The organism is Microcystis sp. M169S2, assembly GCF_020245865.1.
Classification (GTDB): Bacteria; Cyanobacteriota; Cyanobacteriia; order Cyanobacteriales; family Microcystaceae; genus Microcystis; species Microcystis ichthyoblabe_A.
Genome location: NZ_JADBUB010000191.1, coordinates 1 through 17,443 on the forward strand (window position 1 = coordinate 1; position 17,443 = coordinate 17,443).

General features: G+C 43.5%; 15 protein-coding genes and 1 pseudogene. 10 read left to right on the plus strand and 6 right to left on the minus strand.

All coding sequences use genetic code 11. From position 1 onward, the window contains the following. Positions 1 to 240 precede the first annotated feature (240 nt). Positions 241 to 918 carry a ribonuclease III gene (gene rnc, locus IM485_RS18185; RefSeq protein WP_287744810.1) on the minus strand — a complete coding sequence of 226 codons (678 nt, stop codon included), beginning with the start codon at positions 916 to 918 and terminating at the stop codon, positions 241 to 243. A gap of 58 nt (positions 919 to 976) precedes the next feature. On the opposite strand from rnc, the gene IM485_RS18190 reads away from it, so the two are divergent. The 4 genes from IM485_RS18190 (at position 977) to ppsA (ending at position 6,934) form a co-directional block, all read left to right on the plus strand. Then, positions 977 to 1,543, plus strand: coding sequence for a hypothetical protein (locus tag IM485_RS18190; protein ID WP_104397309.1), 567 nt, complete (start codon positions 977 to 979; stop codon positions 1,541 to 1,543). An 823-nt stretch (positions 1,544 to 2,366) separates the two neighbouring features. Continuing rightward, a complete protein-coding gene (locus IM485_RS18195) occupies positions 2,367 to 3,815 on the plus strand; it encodes a M16 family metallopeptidase (RefSeq protein ID WP_287744822.1) in 1,449 nt (482 codons plus the stop codon). A 73-nt stretch (positions 3,816 to 3,888) separates the two neighbouring features. Continuing rightward, the gene (locus IM485_RS18200; protein WP_287744824.1) at positions 3,889 to 4,143 is read left to right on the plus strand and encodes a UPF0175 family protein; all 255 of its coding nucleotides are present in this window, start codon (positions 3,889 to 3,891) and stop codon (positions 4,141 to 4,143) included. Positions 4,144 to 4,492: 349 nt separating this feature from the next. Next, positions 4,493 to 6,934 carry a phosphoenolpyruvate synthase gene (gene ppsA / locus IM485_RS18205; protein ID WP_002751914.1) on the plus strand — a complete coding sequence of 814 codons (2,442 nt, stop codon included), beginning with the start codon at positions 4,493 to 4,495 and terminating at the stop codon, positions 6,932 to 6,934. Positions 6,935 to 7,125: 191 nt separating this feature from the next. Here the strand turns inward: ppsA and IM485_RS18210 are convergent, their stop codons facing one another. From IM485_RS18210 to folD, 3 genes are all read right to left on the minus strand, one after another. Further along, positions 7,126 to 7,458, minus strand: coding sequence for a hypothetical protein (locus tag IM485_RS18210; RefSeq protein WP_287744826.1), 333 nt, complete (start codon positions 7,456 to 7,458; stop codon positions 7,126 to 7,128). A 221-nt stretch (positions 7,459 to 7,679) separates the two neighbouring features. Further along, entirely contained in the window at positions 7,680 to 8,690 is a 1,011-nt protein-coding gene (locus IM485_RS18215) for a hypothetical protein (protein ID WP_287744828.1), read from the minus strand. Positions 8,691 to 8,957: 267 nt separating this feature from the next. Then, positions 8,958 to 9,815: a bifunctional methylenetetrahydrofolate dehydrogenase/methenyltetrahydrofolate cyclohydrolase FolD gene (folD, locus tag IM485_RS18220; protein ID WP_287661364.1), complete on the minus strand. Its 858-nt coding sequence runs from the start codon at positions 9,813 to 9,815 to the stop codon at positions 8,958 to 8,960. An 89-nt stretch (positions 9,816 to 9,904) separates the two neighbouring features. Between folD and IM485_RS18225 the strand changes: the two genes are divergently transcribed. From IM485_RS18225 to IM485_RS22830, 4 genes are all read left to right on the plus strand, one after another. Beyond that, positions 9,905 to 10,603, plus strand: a complete 699-nt coding sequence (locus tag IM485_RS18225) for an OB-fold nucleic acid binding domain protein (protein WP_104397315.1) — start codon at positions 9,905 to 9,907, stop codon at positions 10,601 to 10,603. Between the two features lie 106 nt (positions 10,604 to 10,709). After that, positions 10,710 to 11,129, plus strand: coding sequence for an NUDIX hydrolase (locus tag IM485_RS18230; RefSeq protein WP_002777777.1), 420 nt, complete (start codon positions 10,710 to 10,712; stop codon positions 11,127 to 11,129). Between the two features lie 142 nt (positions 11,130 to 11,271). Then, positions 11,272 to 12,597 carry a carboxyl-terminal processing protease CtpB gene (gene ctpB, locus IM485_RS18235; RefSeq protein ID WP_353846026.1) on the plus strand — a complete coding sequence of 442 codons (1,326 nt, stop codon included), beginning with the start codon at positions 11,272 to 11,274 and terminating at the stop codon, positions 12,595 to 12,597. Between the two features lie 12 nt (positions 12,598 to 12,609). Beyond that, on the plus strand, positions 12,610 to 12,846 hold the full coding sequence (locus IM485_RS22830) for a cyclic nucleotide-binding domain-containing protein (RefSeq protein ID WP_353737435.1): 237 nt from the start codon (positions 12,610 to 12,612) through the stop codon (positions 12,844 to 12,846). On the opposite strand, the gene recR is transcribed toward IM485_RS22830, so the two are convergent. Further along, positions 12,841 to 13,431, minus strand: coding sequence for a recombination mediator RecR (gene recR / locus IM485_RS18240; RefSeq protein WP_043999193.1), 591 nt, complete (start codon positions 13,429 to 13,431; stop codon positions 12,841 to 12,843). The two genes, IM485_RS22830 and recR, sit on opposite strands and share 6 nt — an antisense overlap. 149 nt (positions 13,432 to 13,580) lie before the next feature. Continuing rightward, positions 13,581 to 14,114, minus strand: a complete 534-nt coding sequence (locus IM485_RS18245; RefSeq protein ID WP_004162056.1) for a DUF4330 domain-containing protein — start codon at positions 14,112 to 14,114, stop codon at positions 13,581 to 13,583. A gap of 140 nt (positions 14,115 to 14,254) precedes the next feature. On the opposite strand from IM485_RS18245, the gene speA reads away from it, so the two are divergent. Both speA and IM485_RS18255 read left to right on the plus strand, forming a co-directional pair. After that, positions 14,255 to 16,294, plus strand: a complete 2,040-nt coding sequence (gene speA, locus IM485_RS18250; protein WP_287744834.1) for a biosynthetic arginine decarboxylase — start codon at positions 14,255 to 14,257, stop codon at positions 16,292 to 16,294. Positions 16,295 to 17,018: 724 nt separating this feature from the next. Next, positions 17,019 to 17,443 (plus strand): annotated as a pseudogene (locus IM485_RS18255) (S8 family serine peptidase); the annotation flags it as partial.

The following is a 17,443-nucleotide window of genomic DNA, read 5'->3' on the forward strand; positions in this document are numbered from 1 at the left end:
CCTAGGGCTTGCTGAATAAATCTAAAAACCTTGTTGGATAAGGCTTTTAGACTTTTTTGACCTCAAAAAGTGCCGACCATTGGAGGGATCAGGGGTAAAATTCAGGTACTTTTTCCCTGAAAATTAGGTAACTGACTACCTCAAAATCGGTAAAACCCTACACCCCACACCCCACACCCCACACCCTGCCCCCACCAACAAACTTTTTCAGCAGACCCTAAGTAGGTTTGGCCTTATTTATTATTGCCATTGACAGCGCTTTAAGGCATCTTCGGCAGCCGCTTTGGTGGCATCCTGTTTCCGTTTACCTTTACCTGTACCGTAGAGAAGGTTATTAACCCGCACTTCGGCAGTAAATTCCCTAGCGTGGGGGGGTCCCGTCACATCGATGATCGTATATTCTGGATTAGAGGCGAAATTGGCCAGCGCCCACTGTTGAAAGAGATTTTTAGCATCGATAAAAGATGGCGATTCCGATTGTTGAGAGACTAAATGAGAGGCTACAGGGATAAAAAGCCCGTGCAGATAGTTTTTAACCGCATTTAACCCCGAATCTAGATAATAAGCCCCAATTATCGCTTCAAAAGTGTCCGCTAATAGGGTAGGATTCGATCGCCCCCGATCTTTAATTGCCCCCTTGCCTAAACGCATTAACTCCCCCAGTCCGATTTCGATGCCCAATTGCGCTAATTGTTCTTCTTTGACCAAATTTGACCGCAAACGAGTTAATTCGGCCTCATTCATGGCGGGATATTTTTGATACAAAAGTTCGCCCACCAAAAAAGCCAAAATCGCATCGCCCAAAAATTCTAGGCGCTCGTTATTTTCCGTCAATTCCGACTGTTCATTGACATAGGAACGATGGGTTAAAGCTTGGGTGAGAAGGAGAGCATTTTGAAAAGGAGGCAAACAAGACATTACAGAAATGATCAAGTCAAGAGCATTTCTTATCTTAATCCGACCCCACCCCGAATAGATGAGACGAACGATCCTTTTTTTACTGTTTTTTCCGGCTAGTTTAGGCATAATCTCCCAAATCTTCTCACCGGAAAACCTATCCGCTGCTATTCTTGCCCTAGGTACCCTGGGGATGTGTATGGAACAGGCACGCATGGCAGCGGTGGACTTGGCAGAAATTGCCCAATTTCAGCAAAAAACCAGCGATCCTCGCCTCGATCGCTTTTTTATGGTTACAATTAGTACAATTGTTTTAGAATTGTCGGGCTTTTATGTGGCTGCCCTCTGGATAGGATGGGGAGCTTTAATAGTTTTAGTCAGTCAAATTTGGTTTCATTGTTTAGCCAAGATTCAACTGCAGCCAAGCACGGAAACAATCATTGACCATGGCATAGGGCCACGTTTACCCATCTTACTCGCTGACGGAATCGGGATAATCTTCGTGGCTTTCTGGTTAGCCAAAATCGCCCCCCTAATTATGGCCATGACTTTAACGGCAATGTTATTAATCTACGGCTCTATTAAGTATCTTTTCAGAACTGGGGAGGGGAGAGAAAGGAGCCTCCAGAGGCTGCAATCCCTATAAATGGCTGCTCAGAGACTCTGACGCAGTTTAAACCCACATTCCGCACTCTCAACTGTCACATAAGCTGTCCCCCTCCAGAGACTTGAGTAAAAATACTTAGCTGGTGAAGGTTTTCTCGGTGGCCGCTAGGGGGTCTTGAGACCCCTAATTATGAAAAAATAGGAATTGTTGGAAAACTTAGGCGAGTGGACTGTTTGACTAAGCTGTTCGTAATTTAAATTGCTTGTTGAGACGAGGCAAAAGGCAACAGTAAAGGGATTGAGGGAAGTTCGGCTAATCTAAGAATAAGCGGTTTAAATGCGTCTTAGCTTATCCGCATCGCTTGATTGAGCAACGTCCAATAGAAAAAAATAAATAAAGCTTTTTTGGCAATAAGTAAGAGGTTGAGCTTGACTTATATTGACAAATAAGTTAAGGCCATGGCCTACGAGAATCCAAGAATATCAGCGCGTCGATGGTTCGAGTCTCTGTAAAAGCTAGTTCGAGAGTTTGAATGCTCAGGGCGCTGCCAGAGCAGTAATGCCGACCTCTAGTTTAGAATGGGTTTGTAGGGGGAACGAAAAATACTCAAGAATCTGATTGAAATTGGTAGTGCTAAACAAGTAATGATAAATCCAAAGAGGAATTATAGTGATAGATAAAATACTATATCTCCCCGATCCGTAGGGAATTTTGGACAATTAGGCATGGCGGAGAGACACTTGATTTTTAGCGACTATTCTATCATCATTACTTCTTGAGGACTACCGTAAAAAGCAAAAAGCGGCCAGGTTTGCCTTTTGCTCCCTCTTATCTATTCCTCTCAATAATTTTGACTCAAATCATGAAAAAACGCTTACAATGGCTAGGTTTAATCATTATCACCCTGATGGGTGTCCTAGCTTTTCGTTCCCCGGCAATTGCCCAAACCCCACGACATTTTACCGATTTAACTTTTCCTCCCCTTCCTGAAGTTACAGTTCCAAAATACGAACGCTATCAACTAGATAATGGTATGGTGGTTTATTTAGTGGAGGATCGGAACTTACCTTTAGTGAGTGGTACGGCGATGATTCGGACGGGAGGAAGATTAGAATCCGAGGAAAAAGTCGGATTAGCCGATATTACTGGAACCGTGCTGCGTAGTGGTGGCACAGAAAAACATTCTTCTAATGTCTTAAATCAGTTATTAGAACAAAGAGCAGCCCTAGTAGAAACCTCGATCGATCTTAACAATGGAACTGCTAGTTTTAGCGCTCTTAGTGAAGACTTAGAAACAGTTTTTAATCTCTTTGCCGAGGTTTTGCGTTCCCCAGCTTTTGAAAACCAGAGGGTGGAATTAGCCAAAGTTCAGGAAAAAGGAACAATTGCCCGACGTAATGATGATCCCGATGATATTGCTAGTCGGGAGTTTAAAAAGCTAGTCTATGGTGATAATAGCCCCTACGCTCGTACTGTAGAATATAGCACTTTAGCTAATATTGACCGTCAGGATTTAATCGATTTTTATCGTACCTATGTCCGTCCCGACCAAATAATTTTAGGAATTGTCGGTGATTTTGATTCTCCGTCGATGAAAGCATTAATCAATAAGACTTTTGGCGATTGGAAAAATCCCGCCACTACCACTAAAATTGTCACCCCTTCGGCAACCCAAAAAAATCTTCAAGGTGTCTTTGTTGTCAATCAACCCCAATTAACCCAGAGTACGGTTTTATTAGGCCATCTTGGTGGTCGTTTGGATAGTCCTGACTATCCCGCTTTAACGGTATTAAATGAGATTTTAAGCGGTTTTGGTGGTCGTTTATTTAATGAAGTGCGCTCCCGTCAAGGATTAGCTTATTCTGTCTATGGTGTCTGGAATAGTCGTTATGATTATCCCGGTTTATTTATTGCCGGAGGTCAAACTCGCACCGATGCTACCGTACCTTTTATTAAGGCAATTTTAGGCGAAATCGAGCGCCTTCGCAATCAACCCGTAACCGCAAAAGAATTGGCAGATGCTAAAAATGCTATTCTCAATTCTTTTGTTTTTAAGTTTGAGAAACCTGCTCAAAATTTATCGCGATTGATGACCTATGAATACTATGGTTATCCCCAAGATTTTATCTTCCGTTATCAACAAGCGGTAAAAGGGGTGACAATTGCCGATATTCAACGAGTGGCCCAACAATATCTGCAACCGAATCAAATTGTGACTCTAGTAGTGGGTAATGAACAGGAAATTCAACCTCCTTTATCCAGTTTGGGAACTACGGTTAAAACTGTTGATGTCACCATTAGACAACTATAAATAAATCTAGGTTGGATGGAGCTAAACTAGGTGAAATCCAACCTAAAAAAATGAGATAAATATAGCAGGAGATATGACTTTACAACTCACAATAAATTATCCTGAAAATTTACCCGACTTTCTTCAAAAAACACGAGAGGAATTCGAGAAAGAAGCAACCTGGGCTATGGTAGTAAAACCCTTTGAGATGAAACATATTTCATCGGGTATGGCTGCCAATTTATTAGGAGTGGATAGGGTTAATTTTTTATTGAGATTGACCAATTTTGGCCTAGGGATGATTGACTTAACAGAAGAAGAACTATTATCAGACCTTGAAAATGCCTAAAGCTAAATTACAGCCCTTCTCATAAAAAAAGTATAACCTAATTTGGTATTGACTCCTGACTGCTGACGACCGACTCCCCAAAAAGAAAACTTCCTATCTCACCATTGAGATAACTGCTGTAACTATTTTGAGATAACTAAGGCTATCATTGAGGAAAGTTACTGTTGAGACTCCTGATTAATTTGTTAATTTTTGTGTTAATTACCTAGACAATCAAACCCTTTAGAGATAGGGTTATCGTGGCTGATTTGGCTATTATATAGTTTTGTAAATAAATATCAAACTCAAGGATTTTTGAAGATGGTATGTAGCTAAACTGAAAGTATAGATTACAGAGGTAAAAATACTTATGATGCTACTACAAGATGTTGCGAGAACCTCTAGAGAACAAGCATTAATTCTGTGGTTTGAAGAAGTAGACAGCAAAGATGTGGGATTAGTCGGTGGGAAAAACTCCTCATTAGGCGAAATGATCCAACAATTAACCCCGAAAGGGATTAATGTCCCCACAGGATTCGCCACCACCGCTTACGCTTACCGTCACTTTGTCGAAAAAGCCGGACTAGACGCACAATTAAGACAAATTTTCCAAGATTTAGACGAAAACGATGTCCAAAACTTGCAAGAAAAAGGTAAACAAGCACGCACATTAATCCTCAATACACCGTTCCCCGATGATTTAAGTCATGCGATCGCTATTGCCTATCGCCGACTCTGTGAACGTTATGGCGATGATCTCTATCATTCCATCGATGTGGCCGTTCGATCGAGTGCCACTGCCGAAGACTTACCAGAAGCGAGTTTTGCTGGACAACAGGAAACCTACCTCAACGTGCAAGGGGTAAGGGGAGTTTTAGAAGCTTGCCATAAATGTTTTGCCTCTTTATTCACCGATCGCGCTATTTCCTACCGTCATCATAACGGTTTCGATCACTTTGCCGTCGCCCTTTCCGTCGGTGTCCAAAAAATGGTGCGTTCAGATCTAGCCACCTCCGGGGTGATGTTCTCCATCGATACGGAAACAGGGTTCAAAAATGCCACTTTAATCACGGCAGCCTACGGTTTAGGGGAAAATGTCGTGCAAGGTGCCGTTAACCCCGACGAATATCTGGTTTTTAAACCCACTCTTAAAAACGGCTACAAACCCATCCTCGACAAACGCCTCGGCAGTAAAGCCATCAAGATGATCTACGATGATGGAGGATCGCGTCTAACCAAGAATATCCGAGTTAACAAGCTAGAACAGGATCAATTCTGCATTAGCGACCAAGAAATCCTCACTTTAGCCCGTTGGACGACCCAAATCGAGGAACATTACTCGCAAGTGCGCGGAACCTACACCCCCATGGACATCGAATGGGCAAAAGATGGGATCACGGGAGAACTCTTTATCGTTCAAGCCCGTCCAGAAACCGTACAATCGCAAAAAGCCGCTAATATCCTTAAATCCTACGAAATTAAAGAAAGAAGTCAAGTTTTAGCGGTGGGACGGAGTGTAGGTGCGGCAATCGGTCAAGGAAAAGCCAGAGTCATCCTCAGTGTAGATAAAATCAACAACTTTAAACCGGGAGAAGTTCTCGTCACCAATCGCACGGATCCCGACTGGGAACCGATTATGAAACAAGCAAGCGCGATCGTGACTAATCAAGGTGGTCGTACTTGCCATGCCGCTATTATCGCGCGAGAAATGGGTATTCCGGCGATCGTGGGTTGCAATAATGCCACGGAAACGATTAAAACCGGTCAGGAAGTCACCGTTTGCTGTGCGGAAGGGGATGAAGGGAAAGTTTACCTCGGATTGCTACCCTTTGAAATTCTTGAAACTCCCCTGGACAATTTGCCCCAAACTCGGACAAAAATCCTCATGAATATCGGTAATCCCGAAAAAGCCTTCGCTTTTGCCGATATTCCTGCCCAAGGGGTCGGTTTAGCGCGTCTAGAGTTTATTATCGCTAACCACATTCAGGCCCACCCCAGCGCCTTGCTGAAATTCCACGAATTGGAAGAAGGAGACGTAAAAGACCAAATCGCCGAATTAACCAAACACTACGAGGATAAACCCCAATTTTTCGTCGATAAATTGGCCCGGGGAATTGCCATGATTGCAGCCGCATTCTACCCCAAAGATGTAATTGTGCGGATGTCCGATTTTAAATCCAATGAATACGCTAATTTATTGGGTGGCAAACCCTTTGAACCCAAGGAAGAAAACCCGATGATCGGTTGGCGCGGCGCTTCCCGTTATACTGATCCTAATTATCGCGAGGCTTTCGCTTTGGAATGTCGGGCGCTGAAAATGGTCCGGGAAGAAATGGGATTAACTAATGTGATTCCGATGATTCCTTTCTGTCGTACCCCCGAAGAAGGGATGAGAGTCCTTGAAGAAATGGCGAAAAATGGTCTCGAACGCGGGGTTGATGGTTTGCAAGTTTATGTGATGTGTGAGTTACCAAGTAATGTAATTCTTGCTGACCAATTTGCTCAGGTGTTTGACGGATTTTCGATCGGTTCTAATGATTTGACCCAATTAACCTTAGGATTAGATCGGGATTCTGCCCTAGTTGCCCATCTTTTTGATGAACGGAATGAGGGAGTTAAACGCATGGTGAAAATGGCCATTGAAACCGCTAAAGCCCATAATCGCAAAATCGGTATCTGTGGTCAAGCCCCCAGTGATTACCCCGAATTTGCTCAATTTTTAGTGGAATTAGGCATCGATTCTATCAGTCTTAATCCTGATTCTGTCCTCAAGACTTTATTGATGGTGGCAGCAGTGGAGCAAGGACAATAGTTTAGTGATAAAGGTGGGCAAGTCCCACCTTTTTTTGTATTGATATACAGCCTTTCTCATAAATATGGAGTATGACCTAATTTTGTATCGACGACCCACGACCGGCGACCGAATCCCTAAAACGAAAACTTCGTACCTCATCGTTAAGATAACTACTTTAACAAACCTATAACTCAAGATTTTTGTAGTCTTTAAATCCCCGCTAATTGTTGTAATTGCAAGAGAGGAGCAAAGGTATTGATATTAACATTAGTCATCACTGTTTCTTCTCCTGCGGCACATTCATAAACCACATAAGTCCAGATACCTGGATTATCTTCCTCGGCACTTTCTCCCTCATAAAAAGTGATTGTACCGTCATCTTCGCACTCGTAATAAGCGGAATAAACATCCTCCCATTCGCAATCGGAATCATTCATGGTTTCCTGAATTGCCGTTAGTACCCCTGCGATGTGATGGGGTTGGGTTTCCACCTGCACTAAACGTTCTTCTTCCCAGATAAAATTATGCAGTTCTAGAGTCATATTTATCCTTAAATATTAACAGATAATTAATTGAAATTTCCAATAGTGACTAGCATCTTTTAACGCGGCTTTTACCGTTAATAATTGACTGAAATTTTTAAAGAAATAGAGCAAAATAAGATGATAATTTCTTCTAAAGTTAAGGCAGGTTTTTGATTATCACCAGAGGATAAAGAGCTATTCACCAATTGATAACATTCATAGATTTTCAAGAATAATTATTAGTTTTCTAAGAGATGGCGGTAGTTTTCTTCGAGATTTTCCGTTGCTTTGGTTAATTTTCCCTTTTCGTCTAGGATGGGTAGTTTCATGATTTCCGATGAAGCTTTAATTAAAAGTAGTACCTCCCGAAACTTGGCCACATCTTCCTCTAGATGGAGATTAAAATTAGCTCGTGACTCCAGTTCAGTTAAACTCTGAATAGCTCTACTATTCAGACTATTAACGAGGTATTGTAACTCCTTAATTCTGCTCTGAACTTGTCCTAAAAAACTCTTACTTTTATCTAATTGAGCTATTTTATTATCCACTTCTTTGGCGTATTCGATAGCTTTACTTAGGGCTTTTTTCCCTTCTCCTCCTAAGACAAAACCACCAATCATTAAAGCAGGTCCGACGGTAATACCTCCTAAAACCACTGTTCCCAAAGCCATACCACCACCACCGGCAGCTAAAGAACCACCTCCTAACCATGCTAGGGTGGCATTCCAAGCGGCTGCCCCACTAAGTCCACTAATTGCTGTTCCTGTACTAGCAGTACCGAAAAGACCAATTAATCCTAGGGTTCCCTGACTGGCTGCCGAAGCGACTCCCACTACTTTTAAACCCCCCACAGCCAAACTTTGCGCGTTTAACACTTCTGCTTTATATTCCTTGAATTGTTCGGCAGAAAATCCCTCAAACCCTTCTGAGAAGCGTTGATGGGATGGGGAGGAATTTTGACCAATTCTTTGACTAATTCTTTGATCAATTCTGCTAATAAACTTAACAAATCTGCCGATAGTGTTGATTTTGACATTAATTTGCAGTTGACCGTATTCTTCCGCGAATTTTTGGGTAGCTTGAAACTTTTTTTCTAGGGATTTGTTGGCTTTTTTGTATCTTTGTTCGGCACTGTTGCCAATTTTTTCCGCCTTTTGTAGCTTGGATACACCATCAGCACCCGCACTAACACCCACACCAGCAGTAACTAAGGCCGCCGCACCAAGAATAATCGGGATAATAAAGATCATGACCGAAAAGCTCCTAGTCTATTCAGTTTTGTAAAATTCTACCAACATAGTTAAAAAAAAATCAAGGATTGTATCGGTAGAATTACGGCTCTCTTGTTCTTTGTGTGATTATTTTAACTTATATAGAAGCGATCAATCTTTGTGTCCTTTGTGTCTTTGTGGTTCGTTCCACGCACTCGCCAGCAGGACTGTATTTTAGAATAGATTTTACCTACCGAACCCAAGAGAGCCGAATCACTGAATAGCTGATAGCTGGTAGCTGAGGATTTATAACTTGCGTTCGTAACTTAACAAGGTATTTTTTAATAACATTGCCACCGTCATCGGACCGACACCACCCGGTACAGGAGTAAGATAACTAGCTACTTCTAAAACCCCAGCATAGTCCACATCGCCCACCAAACGGTCAGCGACGCGATTAATACCCACATCCACCACCACCGCACCCGGTTTTACCATATCTTTAGTGATTAAATTGGCTTTACCGACCGCAGGTACTAAAATATCGGCACTTCTGGTTATTTCTGCCAGATTTTCCGTGCGCGAGTGAGCAATAGTTACCGTAGCGTTTTCCTCCAATAACATTAAAGCTAAAGGTTTCCCCACTAGAATACTGCGACCCAGTACCACCGCGTGCTTACCGGCTATGGGAATATTATATTCTTTCAGCAGTGCCATGACCCCCGCAGGAGTACAACTGCGGATACAGTCCTCACCCCGCACTAAACCGCCTAAATTGAGAGGATGTAAACCATCAGCATCTTTTTTCGGGTCAATTTGGTAGAGAAGGGAAACCGCATCTAAATGCTTGGGTAAGGGTAATTGAATTAAAATCCCGTCCACCCGCTCATCTTGATTGAGACGGACAATTTCCGCTAAAACTTCTAGTTCATTTGTATCGGTTGGAAAATGACGACCAAAAGAGGCCATACCGATTTTAGTACAAGCTTTCTCCTTATTGCGGACATAAACGGCACTAGCGGGATTATCCCCCACCATCAACACCGCTAACCCCGGAGGTCTTCCCATTTGAGATTGTAGCGTCTGGATGCGCTCTCCTAGACCAAGCTGGATTTTTTGAGCTAAGGCTTTCCCGTCGAGAATTTGGCAAGTAGTTACGGACATTCTATGATAATACCGAGAACAAAAATCTTTCGGATCTATTCTATGGTCAAAAAGATTGGCTAATCGCACTCGTTAAGGTTAAAGCAAGAATGTCTATTCAGACTCGTGTAGGGCGCATCGGCAGTTTATTATTATTGCTAGGGTTATTCGGTTGTAGTACCCTTGCTGACCTCGGTATTGCCGTTCCCTACATCGGTGATCCTCCCCTAACAGCGATCGAGCAATTACAGGAAAAACCAAAAGGCGCTTTAGTTTATCTTAGGGGAACTGTGAGCAATTATGCCCCTTTTTTAGCGGGAGGGGCCTATCTTTTGCAGGATGGTTCTGGCAAGATTTGGATTCGCACCAATAGCAATAAATTACCCCGTCAAGGCGAGGAAATCGTCATTAAGGGCAAAATTGACTTTGAGGCTATTCCCCAGGGTTCCCAAAGCGTCAACGAAGTGTATGTGGTGGAATTAGAACAGATGGATGCAGTAGCAGTTAATTCGGTTCCCACTCCTTCCCCGTCCCCAGAAATTAAACCTTCCCCCACCTCAGAAGTTAAACCCCCAGAAAATAATTCTCCCCCAGTCTCCACTAAACCCCTGGAAAATCCCCGACAGGTGACAATTCCCAGCGCAGCTGAAACGAAACCCCCAGAAACTCCCGTCGTTACCCCCGTTAAACCCAATCCCCCTGCGCAACCCGTCGCGGAAGCAATTCCCCCCAAACCCCCCGCAGTGGTTAAACCCGTCCCAGATCCCCTCGATGCTTTCTTTTTACCCCATAAACAAAACGAGAAATAGCTAGGGTGTGGGGTGTGGGGTGTGGGGTGTGGGGAGAATAAATAAAATAGTCTCCCGTCTCCTGTCTCCTGTCTCCCGATAACTGATAACTGATAACTGATAACTGATGATATTTGTTGCTTTGGCGATTTTAGAACAGGACGGTCGCTTTTTAATGCAGTTGCGCGACGACATCCCGACGATTCTCTATCCGGGGGTGTGGGGTTTATTTGGTGGTCACTTAGAAGCGGGTGAAAGTCCAGAAATAGGGTTAAAACGAGAGTTACAAGAAGAAATTAACTACGAAGCCCCTAGTTTACGCTATTTTCGCTCTTATAATGATGATAATCTCTCCCGTTATCTTTATCATGTACCCCTGACCGTGGCATTAGAAAAATTAGTGCAAACGGAAGGGCAAGATTTAGCATTATTACCTCCGGCTGCCATCCGTCAAGGGGAATACTATTCCCAGAAGATTAATCAGACTCGTCCTTTAGGAAAAATTCATCGCCAGATATTGCTCGATTTTATAGAACTAGAATTATAGTGGATACTAGAGCCAGACAAGGAACTCCCTTATCTATACGAAAGTCGTAGTTAACACTGCTCCTCACCTCCCTCGAAGGCAAAATGCTCCCGCTTTTTGAATGGCTTTATTGAAACGTCAATCTTATTTTGGCTTTGTCTTTATGAACCAGTCGCGTCCCTCGTTCGTTTCCGTGCAGAAACTCCTATCTGGAGGTGCGATCGCTACCCTAGCAGTTAGTTCCCTGATGCTCCTCACCCCCGCAGCCAAAGGGGAAAAACCCTTAGAAGATAACCCGAAAGCAGTCATCGACCAAGTTTGGCAAATTGTTAATAATGAATTTGTAGATCGTGGTTTTCATCAAATTGACTGGCAAAAAAAACGTCAAGAATTGTTAAGCAGAAATTATACTAATCCCCAACAAGCTTACACAGCAATTCGGGAAGCTTTAAAGGAATTGGATGATACTTATACCCGTTTTTTAACTCCTAGTGAATTTTCTGTCCTCACCAGTCAAACTTCTGGAGAATTATCGGGAATTGGGGTACGTTTAGCTCTCGATAAACGCACTAGCGATCTGGTCGTTGTCGATACGGTGAAAAAATCCCCCGCCAAGGAAGCGGGAGTGAAAAGCGGTGATCGCCTGATTAGAATTAATGGCAAACCCACCGCTTTAATGACCCTAGAACAGGCAATGGAGGCACTACAGGGAGAAGTGGGGACTAGCGTTAGTTTACAGCTTGCCCGCCCCAATCAAGGCGTATTTGAAGTGACTTTGACCCGGGTAGATATCGAAATCCCCTCCGTTAGCTATACCCTTAAACAGGAAGGTGGGGTGAAAGTTGGTTATATCAAACTGGATGAATTTAGTTCCCACGCAGCCGAACAAATGAAACAGGCGATCGAGGAATTAAGTCAACAACAGGTATCCGGCTATGTTCTCGATCTGCGGGGCAACCCCGGGGGTTTACTATTTGCTAGTGTTGATATCGCTCGTATGTGGATGAAACAGGGCAAAATCGTTAGCACTATCGATCGACGTGGTGGAGATCGTCAATTTATCGCCAATAACACCGCTATTACCGATTTACCCCTAGTAGTCTTGGTTAATAAAGGTTCCGCCAGCGCCAGCGAAATCCTCGCCGGAGCGCTAAAAGAAAATGGCCGGGCGACTTTAGTAGGTACATCGACTTATGGCAAGAGTACCGTCCAATCGGTACACACCCTCTCCGATGGTTCTGGTTTAGCGGTGACAATTGCCCGTTATTATCCCCCCAACGGCGAAAATATCTACAAAAAAGGTATTAAACCCGATGTGCAGATCGAGTTAACCCAAGAACAACAGCTGCGCTTCCGCGATGATCCTTCTTTGCTGGGAACTAAGGATGATCCCCAGTATCAACAGGCGATCTCACTCCTACAATCCCATAGTGTCAAACGTCCCAGCACCGGCAATCTCAATAACCCTTTGAGTAGTCGGGCTGAATAATTGTCCTAGGAAATCTGGGGAAACGGCGACTGTTTCGGCGAAATGGCGATTCTAGAACAGCCTTTAAAGCATTTAACCGCGATAGCTCTTGCTCCCGTGCAGTTGCTCGTGATTCCCGCCCAAAGATTTCTACAGCTACAAATTCTGCAGCTAAGCATAAGACGCAGTATAAAACTGTATCTTAGATTACAAATGCTCGATTATTCGCCAAAAAGTAACCTGATCAAAACCTCACACCCTGCTCTATAATTCCCGACGACCTTCTAAAGCTCTCGCTAAAGTTACTTCATCAGCGTATTCCAGATCGCCGCCCATGGGCAACCCAAAAGCGATACGGGTAACTTTAGTGAAGGGTTTTAGTAAACCCCCGATATACAAAGTCGTGGTTTCCCCTTCGACACTGGGACTGATGGCTAAGATAACTTCCTGAATTTTTTTCTGGCTGACTCTGGTGACTAAAGACTGTATATTTAATTGATCCGGTCCAATACCATCCATAGGTGAGATAACACCGCCTAAAACGTGATATTTGCCCGAATATTCCCTAGTTTTCTCCAAAGCAATCACATCTCTGGAGTCAGCTACCACACAGATAGTCCCCGTTTCTCGGTTAGGATTGCGGCAAATTTCACAAATCGGTTCGGCCGAAAGATGGAAACAAACCTGACATAATCCTACTTGTTTTTTCGCTGCTACGATCGCCTGGGCCAATTCGATCGCATCTTGTTCTGGTCGTTTGAGAATATACAGGGCCAGACGTTGAGCGCTTTTTGGTCCGACTCCGGGTAATTTTTGTAACTGCTCGATCAAACGAGCTAAAGGCGGTGTATAAATAGCAGTTAATCCTCTTATCAGTTATCAGTTATCAGTTATCAGTTATCAGTGGGTAAGTTATCAGTTATCAGATTTGAGTTTTCAAGTGAGCAGTGTTAAATAGAAGTTTCCTACTGTCTTTTCACTGGTCACTGGTCACTGCTCACTGATTAAGACCTTTTTGGTAAACGGACATCGATAACACTGGTGTTGAAATTATAATTATCTCCTTCTAACTCGATTAAAGTGCCAATTTTCACCTTTTGACCGCCAACAACCGCACCGGTATCGGTAACTTCCGCTTGACCACTGAGAGTCATAATCATATCTTGAGAATAGTTTTCTGTGCGGGGATCGGGTAGGACTTTTACACTACCATCGGGCTGCGGAACTAAGACATTTCTCGCTAAAGGTTTAACATTTTTTATATCCACTTGACCAGCCGGTTGGTTACGAATAACAATATTAGTTTTCTTCTCGGTATTGAATTGATTAATCAAAGCGTTGGGATTAAGAACACTTAAACCCCGGACAATAACATCCACTTCTATGGGTTCTTTGGTAACTTGAGCGATCGTACTTTTACCACTCGTTCCAGGGACAACAAAAATACCGATAATTGTCAATAAAATTACTAAGGCCGCTCCGATATCAAGCAAGCTAAATTTACCGAATAAACGTCCTTTTGAGTCTAATAACTGCATAGCCTTGAATTTATATAGATGACTATTCCTAGAGATCGAGCCTAGAGAGTAAATTCTATCACGATCGGAATCTTGGTCGCAGACAGGAAGTCTGACTTAAGATAGAAGATCGGAGTTTCATACGGAGCGATCGATAGACAATGGCGGGTAAAACTCAACTTAAGAAACAAGAAAAGCAATTATCTCCAGTGGATCTGACCCCTTCTGACGGTAACAACCTCGAAAAAGTTGCCCCCGTTAAACATTGGTCGATCGAAGATAGCGAAAATCTCTATCGCATCCAAGGCTGGGGAGAACCCTATTTCTCGATCAATGCCGCAGGAAACATTACCGTTTCGCCCCAGGGAGAAAGGGGCGGTTCTTTGGACTTATACGAGTTAGTTTCGGCGATTAAGCGGCGGAATATCGGTTTACCCCTGTTAATTCGGTTTAGTGACATCCTCGAGGATCGGATCGAGCGCCTGAATGCCTGTTTTAACCGAGCGATCGCCCGTTATAATTATCCCAACGTCTATCGCGGTGTCTATCCGATCAAGTGCAATCAACACCGTCACATCGTCGAGTCTTTAGTGCGTTTTGGTAAACCCTATCAATTTGGGCTTGAGGCTGGTTCAAAACCTGAGCTAATGATTGCTTTAGCTACCCTAGAACCTGCCTTAAACGGCAAAAATGACAAAACACAACCATTGCTAATTTGTAACGGCTATAAGGACAAAGAATACCTGGAAACTGCTCTTTTGACCACTCGTCTCGGTCATCGGCCTTTGATTGTCATCGAACAATTGGAAGAATTATATTTAACCCTGCGCGTCAGTAGTCAGTTAGGAATTGCCCCACATTTGGGAGTGCGTGCGAAACTGGGGACAAAAGGGGTGGGCCGTTGGGGATGTTCCACGGGAGACCGGGCAAAATTCGGTTTAACCGTCCCGGAAATCTTGACGGTGGTGACGGAATTAGAACAAGCGGGGATGTTAGATTGTCTGCAACTGCTGCACTATCATATTGGGTCGCAAATCTCCGCTATCAGCGTCATTAAGGATGCTATTCGCGAAGCTAGTCAGATTTATGTGGAATTAGCGAAATTAGGGGCAAATATGACCTATCTCGATGTGGGGGGTGGTTTAGGGGTCGATTACGATGGCTCAAAAACTAACTTCTACGCCTCAAAAAACTACAATATGCAGAATTATGCTAACGATATCGTGGCCGAGGTCAAGGAAGCTTGTGAAGATGCCCAGATTTCACCCCCAATTCTCATCAGTGAAAGTGGCCGGGCGATCGCTTCTCATCAATCGGTGTTAGTCTTTGATATCTTGGGAAGTAGTGAGGTTCCCCAAAACCCTCCCGATCCCTGCAATGGGAAAGAACACCTCATCCTCCGTAATCTCTGGGAAACCTACACGGGTATCGATGAGCGGAATTATCAGGAAGCTTATCACGACGCGGGACAGTTCAAAGAGGAGGCGATTAGTCTGTTTAATTTCGGTTATCTCAGTCTCAAGGAACGGGCTAGAGCCGAACAATTGTACTGGGCTTGTTGTCACAAAATTCTGCAAGTGGCCCGACAAGAGGATTATGTTCCCGATGACTTGGAAGACTTAGAGCAAATTATGGCCTCAATTTATTATGCCAATCTCTCGGTTTTTCAGTCAGTTCCCGATAGTTGGGCGATCGATCAACTATTTCCAATTATGCCGATCCATCGTCTCGATCGAGAACCTACCCAAAGAGGGATTCTCGCCGATTTAACCTGTGATAGTGACGGGAAAATTGCCCAGTTTATCGATTTGCGCGGGGACGTAAAATCAGTTTTAGAATTGCATCCGTTGGAGTACAAAAACGGTAAACATTCTCCAGAACCCTATTATCTAGGAATGTTTCTGGTGGGTGCTTATCAAGAGATTATGGGCAATTTACATAATCTTTTTGGCGATACTAATGTGGTACATATTCAGATGAGTCCCAAAGGATACGATATCGAGTATCTAGTCAAAGGAGATACGATCACGGAAGTATTAAGTTATGTGCAGTATTCCGCAGAAGATCTGTTAGAAAGAATTCGTCTTCGTTGTGAACAAGCTTTGCAGGAAAATCGCATGACGGTGGAAGAATCCCAATTACTACTACAGGATTATGAACGCAGTTTGCGGCGTTATACCTATCTAGTGGGTGGGGATTAATAGAGGTTACTTGTGGGGGAAATTTAGCTCATTTTCCCTTTTTAAAGCATTGATCGAAGAATTTTGGGCTAATGCTACCTCTGGTAGTACATTTATATGTATTTTCTCACTCCTTTCTTGCCGTCCCGCAGGAGGAAAGCGACATCAACATCTATTTCGTAAAAATTTAGTTACAAATACTTTGCGATTTGTGTCAATAACTTGCTACCTGCTACTTTTGCTACAGGAAATAGGTACAATTGCTGGTAGAGAAAGAATCTTTATTGAGGCACCAAAGACATAGGCAGTGCATACGATTAGATCGCACCCTCAGTATATATCAATCAAAGTTTTTACCTGACTTATATACTATACGATTGTACTGTCCAAGTCAACATGGTGAAAGGCCATGAATACAGGATCACAGACGAATTTAGTAAGCAGAAACCGCTTCCGCAGGCGAGCTTCTCTAAATTTTAAGTAGGATTTTTCTATTTCTGCTGAATTACCGCCACTTGATCACGAGTCCATCTATTCCCTGCATCGTGTAGTCTCAAGCGTGAGTGGCAATGATAGTCAAGAGTCGTCCCCGACCTTGGCAGAGATGAATTTTGCCGTGAGCGAGACTAAATCGACGGTAAAGCGGGGGCAGATATCGAAATAACCCCCAACTCCTCAGAAATAAGTATCGACAGTTAGGAACCAACCCCTGACCTCGCATCTGAAGCACTTAAGGAGAAAAAATATGCTTGACCAAAGTTTCGACCTATCACACAGCGATGTTTTAGATGATATCTTCCAGTTACCAACCCTTGTCGTGGAATCAGGTTTAGGACGCTCCGATTTGATTACCCCTGTTTCCGGTAAAAGTCTCCAGGGCATGGATTCTGGCTTTTTAAGCAATTCTGTGGAAGAATACCAGCTAGGACTAGAAAATCGCCAATCATCCCAATCCCTTTCCTCTTGGACTAACGGCGGTGATTTTTTAACGGGTCAAAGTAGTTTTGTGGGTCTTCCCAGTTCTGTTGACCTAGCTGGCAATACCCTCGCTACTGCCAGAGCGATTGCAGTCGGTCCGAGCACTACCAGTTACACCGATTGGGTAGGAAGCACCGATACCAACGATTACTATCGTTTCACCCTCGCTGATTCTGGTAACTTTAATCTCAG